This is a genomic window from Streptomyces mobaraensis (assembly GCF_020099395.1).
In the GTDB taxonomy this organism is placed as follows: domain Bacteria; phylum Actinomycetota; class Actinomycetes; order Streptomycetales; family Streptomycetaceae; genus Streptomyces.
This window is the reverse complement of the sequence record NZ_CP083590.1, coordinates 1,112,112-1,124,425: the sequence shown is the minus strand read 5'-3', so window position 1 is coordinate 1,124,425 and position 12,314 is coordinate 1,112,112. Positions and strand designations below refer to the sequence as shown.

Genomic DNA, 12,314 nt, shown 5'->3' with positions numbered 1-12,314 from the left:
GATCTCCTTCGCGAGATGGATCCCTGAGATCCCGGAACGGGACGAGAGCGCGAAGGGTGACGGACCGGGCGGGCCGGGCGCGCGCGGCATGGCGCGGTCGTCCGCCTGGTATGTACGCCGACCCGCCCTCGAGGTCACCGGGATGTCCGCGCACGAGTGGTTCGCGCGCGGGCAGGTGGCAGGTCTTCGGACTCGCGGGCGCGCCTCGTGGCGTACGGAACCCGTCGGACTCCGTACGAGACACCTACTGGCCGTCGCTTCCCGGGCCCCGTGCGTCGGGCCCAGTGCGTATGACGGCGGTCGTTCCCGCTCACCGCTGCGGGGCAGTCCCGGATTCCCACCGGGTTCCCTCTTGCGACGCTCCCGTCTGGCGGGCGGGGCGAACCAGCTGCGCTCGTCAGCCTAGAGGGTGCGGGGCCCGGGACGGAAGGGAGTTCGTGATGCGGAAGGTGAGGTGGGACACGTGGGACGGGCGTGCGGCGGGAGAGACAGCGGACGCGTGGCGGGCGTGCGGTGGGAGGGGCGGTGGCCGTCCGACTCGTGCGGACCGGGTGCGGCCGGGACCATGGAAGGGTGGACGGCGACCTGGTCCTGGAGGCGGCGCCGACGGCCCGGACGGCCGTCGCGTGGCTGCCGCCGCGCGCCCACTGGCCGGCGATCCAGGAGATCCGCCGGAGGTACGACCCGCAGGTGCGGCGGTGGCCACCGCACGTCAACCTGCTGTTCGGCTTCGTACCCGAGGAGGACTTCCCGCGGGCCCTGCCGCTGCTCTCCGCCGCGGCGGCCGAATGCCCGGCCTTCCCGGTCCGGCCGGCGGGCGTGCGGTACTTCCGGCACCGGCGGTACGCGACGGTGTGGCTCGACCCGGCGGCGGGCGGCGCCCTGGCCCCCTGGGCGCGCCTGCACGACGAGCTGGCGTCCCGCTTCCCGCTGTGCCGCGGGCGCGGCGAGCGCTTCGTCCCGCACCTCTCCCTCGGGCGCACCACGGAGCCGCGTGCCCTGGCCGCCGAGCTGGCCGCCCGGCTGGGCCCGATGCCGGGGGAGGTCGAGGAGATCGTGGTGCTCTCGCGGCGCGGGGAGGAGCCCATGCGGACGCGGGCCGTGGTCACGCTGGGGGCGGGGGAGGTGCGGTGGGCGGGGGACCGAGGGGTTCGGCGCCGGTGAGGAAACGGAGTGGGGCGCGGCGCGTCGTGAGGCCGTCGTCGCCGCGTCGTGTGCCGGCGGACGGTTCGGCCGCCGTGGTGGCGGCCGTGCGACCGGTCCGGCAAGCCGTCCCCGGTGTCGGGGTGCCCGTCGGGCCGGCCGTCAGGGAAAGCAGCGTCGCGGGGGACAGGCTGGGCCTTCACCCGTCCTGGGAGCGGCAGTTACGAAAGATGGTTGCACATGGAACAACACTGTCGCGGCGCGCGAGGTTGCCCTAGATTTCTTACGTATGGCGTAACTGATGTGCGTCTTGGGAGAGTTGATGGGGAGGATTCCTTGAACGGAAAGTTACGGAGGACGGCCGGACTCACCGCGGTCGCGGCGACCCTGCTCGCCGGCGTGGCGCTGGCCGCCCCGGCGTCGGCCGCCACCGCCGCGCCGGCCCGGGGAGCGGTGACGGAGGGCTCGTCCACCTACTACGTCTACGTCACCGGGGTCGCCGGCTCGCTGGACGGCGCCCGCGCGAACGCGAACAGCAAGCTCCCGAAGAACTGCTACCCCTGGGGCATCGTGGCCAGTGGCACCACCCCCGACAGCAACATCTGGGTGACCGTCCAGGGCAACTGCTCCGGGGAGCAATGACGGAGACAGCACCCGCGCAAGCAAGGACCGAGGGGCGCCGACCCAACCGGCGCCCCTCGGGGCTCTTCGGGCTCTCCGGGGCTCTAAGGGAGGGACCTTAGCGCCCCGAAGGCCGTCCGTCCGGTGTTTCCGCCGTTCGCCCGTACCTCGCCGTTCGAGGGTGGCTCCCTCGGTGTGCTCCCGGCACCCGTCCCGGCCGGGCGCGCCAGTCGCGGCGCGCTCTGGAGGGCGCCCTCGCCTCGTTCACCGTCGGCCGGACCGTCGGTGCACCCCGCCGACCCGGTTCGGACCGGGGCCGAACTCCCGCTTCCCGCTCATGCGCGGACCGCCTGACAAAGGCCGGCCGGCCGGCTCCCGCACATCGCCTACCAGGCAGAGCTCCTTCTGTGGCTCCTTGAGCGGTTTCTCCAGCGTGGCACGGACTCAAGCACGCGCCGACTGCGCCGAGTTGGCTCGCGTCACCTGTTTGACCGGTGACGCACCCTGTGTCATAGTCGTCCGCACGCCCGCAGCGGGCGCAGGCACTTCGCGACGCACGGAGGGCTCGGCATGATCGATCGGCGTACGTTCGGCAAGGTGCTCGGCCTCGGGGCCGGCGGTGCGGTCACCGTCGCGCTGCCGGGGGTGTCGGGGGCATCGGAGGCGGCGCAGGCCGCCACGGAGCGGCGGGCCGGCCCTCGCCGGCAGGGCGCCTTTCCCACGCTCAAGAAGGTCAGAGCCGGTCTGCTGGAGGTCGGTTACGCGGAGCTGGGGCCGGCGCACGGGCCGCCGGTCGTCTGTCTGCACGGCTGGCCGTACGACATCCACAGCTTCGTCGACGTCGCGCCCCTCCTCGCGGCCGAGGGGTACCGGGTGGTCGTCCCCTACCTCCGCGGCCACGGCACGACGCGCTTCCTCTCCGGCCGGACCTTCCGCAACGGGCAGCAGTCCGCCCTCGCCCTCGACACCGTCGCCCTGCTGGACGCGCTCGGGCTGGAGAAGGCGGTGCTGGCCGGATTCGACTGGGGGGCCAGGACCGCCGGCATCGTCGCGGCGCTGTGGCCCGAGCGCTGCAAGGCCCTGGTCTCCGTGGGCGGTTACCTCGTCGTCAACCTGGAGGCGAACCAGCGGCCGCTGGCGCCCGCGACCGAGCGCGCCTGGTGGTACCAGTACTACTTCGCCACCGAGCGTGGCCGGGCCGCGATGGAGCAGCGGGACAAGCGCCACGATCTCACCCGGCTGGTCTGGGACACCGTCTCCCCGACCTGGGACTTCGACGACGCCACCTTCGAGCGCACGGCTGCCGCCTTCGAGAACCCGGACTACGCCGCCATCGTGATCCACAACTACCGCTGGCGGCTGAGCCTCGCCGAGGGGGAGCGGCGCTACGAGCCGTACGAGAAGCGGCTCGCGGGCCGGCCGTTCATCGCCGTGCCGACGGTGACGCTCGACGCCGAGCGCGACCCGTTCACGGCGCCCGGCGACGGCTCCTCGTACCGGGACCGGTTCACGGGCCCGTACGACCACCGGGCGTTGAAGGGCATCGGTCACAACCTGCCCCAGGAGGCGCCCGAAGCGTTCGCCCGGGCCGTCGTCGACGCCGACCGGCTCTGACCGTTCGTCAACTCCGTCAGGAGGAGGAATGAAGATGGCCATGCGGGACAGCTACTCCGCGGTGCGGCAGGCGCGTTTCGGCGCGCTGCCCGAGCGGATCGCCTACGAGGACATGACCGAGGAGAAGGCGGCCGCGCCGGCCGCGCCGCCGGAGTACGGCGGCGGTGACCCCGGGGTGCGGACCCATCTCGGCTGCCTGGCCTGGGATCTGGGGCTCTAGGGCGGCCTCCGCGCCGGGCCTGGTAGGGTACGCGGCGTCAGTGACCTTTCGCAGAGGAGACGGACATGGTGGGTGACGACGACATCTCCGGGTGATACCCGGATCTGATCGGCCACCGGCAGGCGCGCTTCGGGCGGTACCGCCGTCGTGGTCATCTCGTCGTCCCCTCTTTCCCTGTTCAGGTGCGGTGCGCTCTCCGCGCGGCGGCTTTTGCCGCGGCGGAGGGCCCTGCCCTCTGTTCCTCATGAGGTCACCTCCATGTCCGACATCACCGTCATCTGCTCCCGCCTCTCCTTCTCCTGGCCCGACGACACCCCTGTCTTCGACGACCTCTCCTTCACCGTCGGCGCGGGCCGCACCGGGCTGGTGGCGCCCAACGGCTCCGGCAAGAGCACCCTGCTGAAACTGATCGCCGGTGAACTCCGCCCGTCCGCCGGGTCGGTGACCATCCACGGCACGGTCGGCTACCTCCCGCAGACGCTGCCCCTGACCGGCGAACCCACGGTCGCCGAGGTGCTGGGCGTCGACGCGGTGATCCGCGCCATCGACGCCGTCGAGTCCGGCGACGTGAGCGAGGAGCACTTCACGACCATCGGCGACGACTGGGACGTCGAGGAGCGCACCCGTGCCCAGCTCGACCGGCTCGGGCTGGGCCGGCTCGCCCTCGACCGGACCCTGGGCACGCTCAGCGGGGGCCAGATCGTCAGCCTCGGCCTGGCGGCACAGCTCCTCAAGCGCCCGGACGTGCTGCTGCTGGACGAACCGACCAACAACCTGGACGCCGACGCCCGTCACAGGCTCTACGACGTCCTCTCGGAGTGGAATGGCAGCCTCCTGCTCGTCAGCCACGACCGGGCCCTGCTGGACCGCATGGAGCGGATCGCCGAGCTGGACCGGGGCGAACTGCGGCTGCACGGCGGGAACTTCACCGCGTATGAGCAGGCCGTCCGCGCCGAGCAGGAGGTCGCGGAGAAGAACATCCGCAACGCCGAGCAGGAGCTGAAGCGGGAGAAGCGCGAGATGCGGCAGGCCCGGGAGCGGGCCGAGCGGCGGGCGAGCAACGCCGCCCGCAACCTCAAGAACGCCGGTCTGCCGCGCATCTTCGCCGGGAACATGAAGCGCGGCGCCCAGGAGTCCGCAGGCCGGGCCGGCCAGACGCACGCCACCCGCGTCCACGAGGCGCAGGCCCGGCTCGACGAGGCGGGCCGCGCCCTGCGGGACGAGCAGCGGCTGGTCCTGGAGCTGCCCGACACCGACGTCCCCGCCGGCCGCACGCTCATCCTGGGCGAGCGGCTGCGGGTGCGCCACGGCGGGCGCGAGCTGTTCGCCGGAGACGGCGTCGACCTCACCGTCCGCGGCCCCGAGCGCATCGCGCTCACCGGGCCCAACGGCGCCGGAAAGACCACGCTGCTGCGGCTGCTCTCCGGCGAACTGGCCCCGGACGGCGGGACCGTCCGGCGCGCCGACGGGCGCATCGCCTCCCTCTCGCAGCGCCTGGACCTCCTCGACCCCGACCGCACCGTCGCGGAGAACTTCGCGGCGGCCGCCCCGCGCCGGCCCGAGGCGGAGCGGATGAACCTGCTCGCGCGGTTCCTGTTCCGCGGCCCCCGGGCCCAGCTGCCCGTACGCGTCCTCTCCGGCGGCGAGCGGCTGCGCGCCACGCTCGCCTGCGTCCTGTGCGCCGAACCCGCCCCGCAGCTCCTGCTGTTGGACGAGCCGACGAACAACCTCGACCTCGTCGGCGTCGGGCAGCTGGAGAGCGCCCTGGCCTGTTACCGCGGCGCGTTCGTGGTGGTCAGCCACGACGAGCGGTTCCTCCGACGGATCGGCGTCGACCGGTGGCTGCGGGTCGCCGACGGCGAGCTGACGGAGACGGGGGCGCCGGACGCCTGAGCCGGGCGCGCACACCGGTCCGGCCGTCCTTGCGGGGTACGGGTGTCACCCGCCAGGATGGTGACGTGAACCTGGACCACGTCTTCGTGTGCGGCAACCCGGCCCTGGACTTCGCGGCCACGCTCCGGGCGCGCCGCACGGCGCGGTTCGAGATGTTCGCGACGCCGGACCGCCTGGACGCGTGGTACGTGGAGTCCGGGCTCGTCGACGCCGTCTCGCCCGCCCGGCGGGCCGACGTCGAACGGGCGACGGCCGTCCGGGAGGCCGTCTACCGGCTGATCACCGACCGGCGCCTCGGCGCGGGCTGCGCGGACTTCGACGACGAGGCGCTGGCCGCCGTCAACGACGCGGCGGCGAAGGCGCCCGCCGCGCCCCGGCTGACCCACTCCGGCCGCTGGACGGCGGCGACGCAGCGCGAGGCGCTGGCGGCCGTCGCCCGGCACGCCGTGGAACTGCTGAGCGGCGAAGACGTGCCCCTGCTCAAGGAGTGCGGCAACCCCGAGTGCACCCGCGTCTACATCGACCGCTCGCGCGGCCGGCGCCGGCAGTGGTGCGGCATGGAGTCCTGCGGCAACAAGATCAAGGCCGCCGCCTACCGGGCGCGCAGGAAGACCGCGGCCGTTCCGGCGGGGTGACCGTTCCGGATGGCCGGGCCTCCTCGGCGGAGGCCCCGGGCGCGCCCGCCCGCAGGCCGTCCGTGACGAGGTCGAAGAGGCGCCGGACGCGTTCGCCGGCGTCGGCGCGGCCGCCGATGTGCCAGAGGCCGGCGATGGCGAGGAGGAAATCGTCGGGGGTCACGCCCGGGCGGATGGTGCCGGCCTTCTCGTTGGCCTCCAGGAGGAGTTCGACGGCCTCCATGACCGGGGCGTGGCCCCAGCGGGCCGGGGTGGCGGGGGCGCGGGTGGCCTCGCGCATCGCGTCGGCCAGGCCCGCCTTCGCCGTCGCGTACCGGGCCAGCCGGTCCAGCCACTCGCGCAGGGCCCGGTCGGGCGGCCGGGTCGCGAGCAGGTGGCGGGCGGCGTCGTGGACCTGCTGCACCTCGAAGCGGTAGACCTCCAGGATGAGCGCCTCCCGGTCGGGGAAGTTGCGGTAGAGCGTGCCCTGGCCGACGCCCGCCTTCCTCGCGATCGTGCTGAGCGCGACGGCGGGGGAGTGCGTCAACTCGGCCAGCGCCACGGCCAGGATGCGCTCGCGGTTGCGCCGGGCGTCCGAGCGGCGGGGCGGGGGCTCGCCGTCCTGCTGTGGCACCGTCGTCCGCACGCGCGTCCTCGCCCTCTCGTCCGTGCCCGGTCTTCCGCGGGCCCTTGCCCGTCCGACGGCCGTCGGCTAGGTTCGGATAACCGGACAGCTGTCCGCTACGCATCGGCCGGACAACTGTCCACGTACAGCACACTTTAGTGGCCGTGACGGCCGTCGGAACGGCCGACGGCCCCTCGGGACGGCCGCTCCCGCGATCCGCCGGCGCCGACCGCCGGGCCGGCACCGCCGTGTGGCGACCTTCGCCCGAGCCACCGCCCGAACCACCGCGCACCACCACCGTGTCCCATCCGCCGTGCCAACCGCCGTGTCGAAAAGGGCCCCCATGACCGCATCGACGTCCAGCGTCATCACCCTGCACGTCAACGGAGAACCCCACACCCTCACCGTCGACCACCGCACCACCCTGCTCGACGCCCTGCGCGAGCGCCTCGCCCTGACCGGCACCAAGAAGGGCTGCGACCAGGGCCAGTGCGGCGCCTGCACCGTGCTGCTCGACGGGCGCCGCGCCGTGGCCTGCCTCCAGCTCGCCGTCGCCGCCGAAGGCCGTGCGATCACCACGATCGAGGGCGTCGCCGACGGCGAGCGGCTGCACCCCGTCCAGCAGGCGTTCCTCGAACTCGACGGCTACCAGTGCGGATACTGCACCCCCGGGCAGATCTGCTCGGCCCTCGCCGTCCTCGACGAGCACGCGGCCGGCTGGCCCAGCGCCGCCACCGCCGACGTCCGCCCCGAGGCCGGCCCGCCCGCCCTCACCGACGCCGAGATCCGGGAGCGGATGAGCGGCAACCTGTGCCGCTGCGGCGCGTACCCGACGATCGTGCGCGCCGTCGCCCGGGCCGCGGAGGAACGCGACGAGCGAACCGGGGCGGTGGTCGCATGAGGGAGTTCCGCTACCACCGCGCCGCCGACACGGCCGACGCGCTCGCCCTCCTCGCCGCCGACCCCGAGGCCCGGCCGCTCGGCGGCGGCACCAACCTCGTCGATCTGATGAAGACCGGCGTCGAGCGGCCCGCGCTCCTCGTCGACCTGCGCGACCTCCCCCTCGACCGGATCGAGACCACCGCCGACGGGGGCCTGCGCGTGGGCGCGACGGTCACCAACAGCGACCTGGCCGCCCACCCCGAAGTACGCGGCCGCTACCCGGCGTTGACGCAGGCCGTCCTCGCCGGCGCCTCCGGGCAGCTGCGCAACATGGCGACCGTCGGCGGGAACCTGCTCCAGCGCACCCGCTGCGGCTACTTCACCGGTGGGGCCGCGGGCGCCGCGGCGTGCAACAAGCGTACGCCGGGCAGCGGTTGCGCCGCCCTCACCGGCGACCACCGCAACCACGCCGTCCTCGGCGCGTCCACGCACTGCGTCGCCGTCCACCCGTCCGACATGGCCGTCGCCCTCGCCGCCTTCGACGCGGTCGTCACCTACGAGACCGCGGACGGGCCCGGCGAGCTGCCCCTCGCGGCGTTCTACCGGCCGGTGGGCAGCACCCCGCACGAGGAGACCGCGCTGCCGCCCGGCGCGCTGGTCACCGGCGTCGTCCTGCCACCCGCGCCGCCCGGCCCCTCCCGCTACCGCAAGGTGCGCGACCGCGCGTCGTACGCCTTCGCGATCGGCTCGCTCGCCGCCGCCCTCGACGTCCGCGACGGCGTCGTCCACGAGGCGCGGCTCGCCTTCGGCGCGGTCGCCTCCCACCCCTGGCGCGCCCGCCGGGCGGAACAGGCTCTGACCGGGGCCCCGGCCAACGCCGCCACGTTCGCCGCGGCGGCCGACGCCGAACTCGCCACCGCCCGGTCCCTCCCACACAACGGCCACAAACTCCCGCTGCTGCGGCACCTGACCGTCCGCACCCTGACCGAACTCGCCGAGGAGGCGGCCACCCCATGACCACGGCAACGAACGCGGCCCGCACCTGCACGGCGACGGATGCCGCCGGGTCCCCCGCGGTGACGCACACCGGTGCGCTGTCTGCGGCACCGGGCACGGCCCGGACCGACACGGCGACGGACGCCGTCGCGCCCGGTACGGCGGCGGACGCCGCCGGGTCCCGCGCCGCGCCGCACGCGCCGCACGGCGGCACGGCGGTGAGCGCCGCCGTGCCCTCCCCGGCGACGGAGGCCGGGTCCCGTACGGTGCCGGCCGTCACCGCGACCCGTACGGCCACGGCCGCCACCGCGACCCGTACACCGGCGGCCGCCACCCCGTCCCGCACGGCGACCACCCCCGCCACCTCCCGTCCGGCCCCCGCCGTAGGCGCGTCACACCTCCGCGTCGAAGGGCGCGACAAGGTCACCGGCGCCGCGCGCTACGCCGCCGACCACCCCGCCGACGGGCTCGCCCACGGCTGGATCGTGCTCTCCACCGTGGCGCGCGGCCGGATCCGGTCCGTCGGCGATGCCGCCGCCCTCGCCCTGCCCGGCGTCCTCGCCGTCCTGCACCACGGCAACGCGCCGCGCCTCAAAGAGGACTTCGTCGGCACGTTCGGGCCCGACGCCACCACCCGGATCCTCCAGCACGACCGGGTGCCGCACATGGGCTGGCCCGTCGCCTGCGTCGTCGCCGAGACGCCCGAGCAGGCCAGGGAGGCCGCGGAGGCGCTCGTCGTCGCGTACGACACCGAGCCGCACGACGTGCGCCTCCGCCCCGACCACCCCGGCAGCTACCCGCCCGAGACCACGGCCATGGGACCGGGCAGCACCGACAAGGGCGACGTGGAGGCCGAACTGGCCGCCTCCGACACCGTGCTGGACACCTGGTACACCACCCCCGAGGAACACCACAACCCCATGGAGCCGCACGCGGCCATGGCGCGGTGGGACGACGGGCGGCTGGAGGTCGTCGACTCCACCCAGGGCGCGTACGCGACCGCACGGGACCTCGCGCAACTCCTCGGCCTCGAACCGGAGGTGGTGCGGCTGCGGTCCGAGCACGTGGGCGGCGGGTTCGGCAGCAAGGCGCAGGCCCGCCCGCACGTCGTCCTCGCGGCCATGGCGGCCACCGTCCTCGGCCGGCCGGTCCGGATCGCGCTCACCCGGCAGCAGATGTTCTCGCTGATCGGCCACCGCAGCGCCACCGTCCAGCGCGTCCGGCTGGGCGCCGGCCCGGACGGCCGGCTGCGCGCCCTGGAACACACGGCGTACAGCGCGACGTCCACGGTCCGCGAGTTCGTCGAGCCGAGCGCCGCCTACGGGCGGTCGATGTACGACGCGAGCGGCCACCGCACCGTCCACCGGGTGCTGCCCCTGGACATCCCCACGCCCACCTACATGCGGGCGCCCGGCGAGGCCCCCGGCTCGTTCGCGCTGGAGTGCGCGCTCGACGAACTGGCCGAGCGCTGCGGCCTGGACCCGATCGTGCTGCGCGCCCGCAACGAGCCCGCCGCCGGTCCCGTCTCCGGACTGCCCTTCGCCGGGCGCCGGCTGACCGACTGCTTCACCGAGGGCGCCCGCCGGTTCGGCTGGGCCGGGCGCGACCCGCGGCCGGGCGTCCGCCGCGACGGCCGCTGGCTCGTCGGCACCGGCACGGCCGCGTCGTCCTTCTTCACCGGCGCCTTCCCGGCGACCGCCACCGCGACCGCGCACCCCGACGGCACCTTTACCGTCCGCATCGCCGCCGCCGACATCGGCACCGGGGCCCGCACCGCCCTCACCCAACTCGCCGCCGACGCCCTGGAGGTCGGCCCGGACCGGGTGCGCGTCCTCATCGCCGACAGCGACTTCGGCGACGCGTGGGTCGCCGGCGGCTCCATGGGCACCCGCTCCTGGGGCTGGGCCGTCCGCCTCGCGGCGCACGACCTGCGCGAACGCCTCACGCCCGGCGCCGACATCCCGCCCGGCGGCCTCACCGTCCGGGCCAGCACGGAGGAGGCGGTACGGACCCTCGCCGCGTACGAACGGCACGCGTACGGCGCCCAGTTCGCCGAGGTCGCCGTCGACCCGGGCAGCGGCGAGATCCGCGTCCGCCGGATGCTCGGCGTCTTCGCCGCCGGCCGCATCGTCAACCCGCTGACCGCCCGCAACCAGCTCACCGGCGGCATGGTCTGGGGCCTGTCCATGGCCCTGCACGAGGAGGCCGTCCGCGACACCGCCACCGGCGGCCTCGTCAACGCCGACCTCGCCGGCTACCACGTCGCGGCCCACGCGGACGTCCCCGCCATCGAGGTGGACTGGCTGGACGACCCGGACCCCGACGACCCGGTCGGCATCAAGGGCATCGGCGAGATCGGCACGGTCGGCTCCGCGGCCGCCGTCGCCAACGCCGTCTGGCACGCGACCGGCGTCCGCCACCGCGACCTGCCGATCCGCCCCGACCGCGTCCTGACCGGCGCCGCCGCGCCCGTGGCCGCCGCGCCCGAGGAGGAGGACCGTGCTGGACATCGCTGACGACCTGGCCGCCTGGGCCGCCGAGGGCCGCGGCTTCGCCGTCGCCACCGTCGTCTCCGTCACCGGCAGCGCCCCGCGCGGCCCCGGCGCCGCCCTGGCCGTCGACGACGGCGGCCGGGCCGTCGGCTCCGTCTCCGGCGGGTGCGTCGAGGCGGCGGTGTACGAGCTGTGCGAGCGGGCGCTCCGGGACGGGACGGTGTGCCTGGAACGGTTCGGGTACAGCGACGACGACGCCTTCGCCGTCGGCCTGACCTGCGGCGGGACGCTGGAGGTCCTGGTCGTCCCCTACCCGGCGGCCGCCCCCGGGCGCGCCGTCCTCGCCCGCGCCCTGACGGCCGCCGCCCGCGGCGAGCCGGTGGCCCTGGCCCGCGTCGCCCGGGGCCCGGCCGGCCTCCGGTCCGGTGCCCTGCTCGTCCGCCCCGACGGCACGTACGAGGGCGGCCTCGGCGGCGCGCCGGAGCTCGACCGCGCGGCCGCGGCCCAGGCCCACGCCCTGCTCGGCGCGGGCCGCACCGGCACGGTCGAACTGTCCGCCGACGGCACGCTCTGCCCCGGCGGTGAGGTGACGCTCCTCGTCGAGTCCGGCCTCGAACCGCCGCGCATGATCGTCTTCGGCGCGGTCGACTTCACGGCCGCGCTGGTCCGCGTCGGCAAGTTCCTCGGCTACCACGTCACCGTCTGCGACGCCCGCCCGGTCTTCGCCACGGCGGCCCGCTTCCCCGAGGCGGACGAGGTCGTGGTCGACTGGCCGCACCGCTACCTCCGCCGCACGCCCACCGACGCCCGCACGGCCCTGTGCGTCCTCACCCACGACGCCAAGTTCGACGTCCCGCTCCTCCGGGTCGCCCTCCGGCTCCCGGCCGCCTTCGTCGGCGCGATGGGCTCGGTCCGCACCCACGCCGACCGGGTCCGCCGCCTCCGCGAAGCGGGCGTCTCGGACGCCGAGTTGTCCCGTCTCCGCGCCCCCATCGGCCTCGACCTGGGCGGCCGTACGCCCGAGGAGACGGCCCTGTCCATCGCCGCCGAGATCATCGCGGCCCGGCACGGCGCCACGGGCCTCCCGCTGACGGGGAGGTCCACGGCGATCCACGGGGCGGGGGCGATCCACGGGGCGGGGGTGATCCACGGGGCGGGGATGTGAGGGCCGGGCGGCGCGGCCGGCGGTAGCGTACGGCCGGGCCGAGACTTCG

Annotated in this window: 11 protein-coding genes and 1 riboswitch; of the genes, 10 read left to right on the top strand and 1 reads right to left on the bottom strand. The window is 75.3% G+C overall.

Going from position 1 to position 12,314, the window contains the following annotated elements:
- Positions 1-160: 160 nt before the first annotated feature.
- A riboswitch (cobalamin riboswitch) is annotated at positions 161-404 on the bottom strand.
- A gap of 169 nt (positions 405-573) precedes the next feature.
- From K7I03_RS04640 to K7I03_RS04615, 6 genes are all read left to right on the top strand, one after another.
- Complete coding sequence (locus K7I03_RS04640) at positions 574-1,164, top strand: 2'-5' RNA ligase family protein (RefSeq protein WP_224346881.1); 591 nt, start codon at positions 574-576, stop codon at positions 1,162-1,164.
- Positions 1,165-1,479: 315 nt separating this feature from the next.
- Positions 1,480-1,785 (top strand): hypothetical protein, encoded by a 306-nt coding sequence (locus K7I03_RS04635; protein WP_185942154.1) that lies wholly within the window; start codon positions 1,480-1,482, stop codon positions 1,783-1,785.
- A gap of 549 nt (positions 1,786-2,334) precedes the next feature.
- Positions 2,335-3,378 (top strand): alpha/beta fold hydrolase, encoded by a 1,044-nt coding sequence (locus K7I03_RS04630; RefSeq protein ID WP_185942153.1) that lies wholly within the window; start codon positions 2,335-2,337, stop codon positions 3,376-3,378.
- 28 nt (positions 3,379-3,406) lie between these two features.
- Positions 3,407-3,598, top strand: coding sequence for a hypothetical protein (locus K7I03_RS04625; RefSeq protein ID WP_224346880.1), 192 nt, complete (start codon positions 3,407-3,409; stop codon positions 3,596-3,598).
- A 258-nt stretch (positions 3,599-3,856) separates the two neighbouring features.
- Positions 3,857-5,491 (top strand): ribosomal protection-like ABC-F family protein, encoded by a 1,635-nt coding sequence (gene abc-f / locus K7I03_RS04620; protein ID WP_185942152.1) that lies wholly within the window; start codon positions 3,857-3,859, stop codon positions 5,489-5,491.
- Positions 5,492-5,556: 65 nt separating this feature from the next.
- Positions 5,557-6,126, top strand: a complete 570-nt coding sequence (locus tag K7I03_RS04615) for a CGNR zinc finger domain-containing protein (protein ID WP_185942151.1) — start codon at positions 5,557-5,559, stop codon at positions 6,124-6,126.
- On the opposite strand, the gene K7I03_RS04610 is transcribed toward K7I03_RS04615, so the two are convergent.
- The gene (locus K7I03_RS04610) at positions 6,071-6,751 is read right to left on the bottom strand and encodes a TetR/AcrR family transcriptional regulator (RefSeq protein WP_185942150.1); all 681 of its coding nucleotides are present in this window, start codon (positions 6,749-6,751) and stop codon (positions 6,071-6,073) included. The genes K7I03_RS04615 and K7I03_RS04610 overlap by 56 nt on opposite strands.
- 322 nt (positions 6,752-7,073) lie before the next feature.
- Here K7I03_RS04610 and K7I03_RS04605 point away from each other — a divergent pair, with 322 nt between their 5' ends.
- The 4 genes from K7I03_RS04605 to K7I03_RS04590 are packed head-to-tail and all read left to right on the top strand — an operon-like array spanning position 7,074 to position 12,265.
- A complete protein-coding gene (locus tag K7I03_RS04605) occupies positions 7,074-7,631 on the top strand; it encodes a (2Fe-2S)-binding protein (protein WP_185942149.1) in 558 nt (185 codons plus the stop codon).
- Positions 7,628-8,629 (top strand): FAD binding domain-containing protein, encoded by a 1,002-nt coding sequence (locus K7I03_RS04600; protein WP_185942148.1) that lies wholly within the window; start codon positions 7,628-7,630, stop codon positions 8,627-8,629. Before K7I03_RS04605 ends, K7I03_RS04600 begins: the two co-directional genes overlap by 4 nt.
- Entirely contained in the window at positions 8,626-11,124 is a 2,499-nt protein-coding gene (locus K7I03_RS04595; RefSeq protein ID WP_224346879.1) for a xanthine dehydrogenase family protein molybdopterin-binding subunit, read from the top strand. Before K7I03_RS04600 ends, K7I03_RS04595 begins: the two co-directional genes overlap by 4 nt.
- Positions 11,108-12,265, top strand: a complete 1,158-nt coding sequence (locus tag K7I03_RS04590) for an XdhC family protein (RefSeq protein ID WP_185942147.1) — start codon at positions 11,108-11,110, stop codon at positions 12,263-12,265. The genes K7I03_RS04595 and K7I03_RS04590 overlap by 17 nt, the downstream gene beginning before the upstream one ends.
- Positions 12,266-12,314: the final 49 nt, after the last annotated feature.

Coding starts and splice junctions, on each gene's coding strand:
- K7I03_RS04605 (WP_185942149.1), top strand. CDS start 7,074: ATGACCGCATCGACGTCCAGCGTCATCACCCTGCACGTCAACGGAGAA.
- K7I03_RS04630 (WP_185942153.1), top strand. CDS start 2,335: ATGATCGATCGGCGTACGTTCGGCAAGGTGCTCGGCCTCGGGGCCGGC.
- K7I03_RS04600 (WP_185942148.1), top strand. CDS start 7,628: ATGAGGGAGTTCCGCTACCACCGCGCCGCCGACACGGCCGACGCGCTC.
- K7I03_RS04625 (WP_224346880.1), top strand. CDS start 3,407: ATGAAGATGGCCATGCGGGACAGCTACTCCGCGGTGCGGCAGGCGCGT.
- abc-f (WP_185942152.1), top strand. CDS start 3,857: ATGTCCGACATCACCGTCATCTGCTCCCGCCTCTCCTTCTCCTGGCCC.
- K7I03_RS04595 (WP_224346879.1), top strand. CDS start 8,626: ATGACCACGGCAACGAACGCGGCCCGCACCTGCACGGCGACGGATGCC.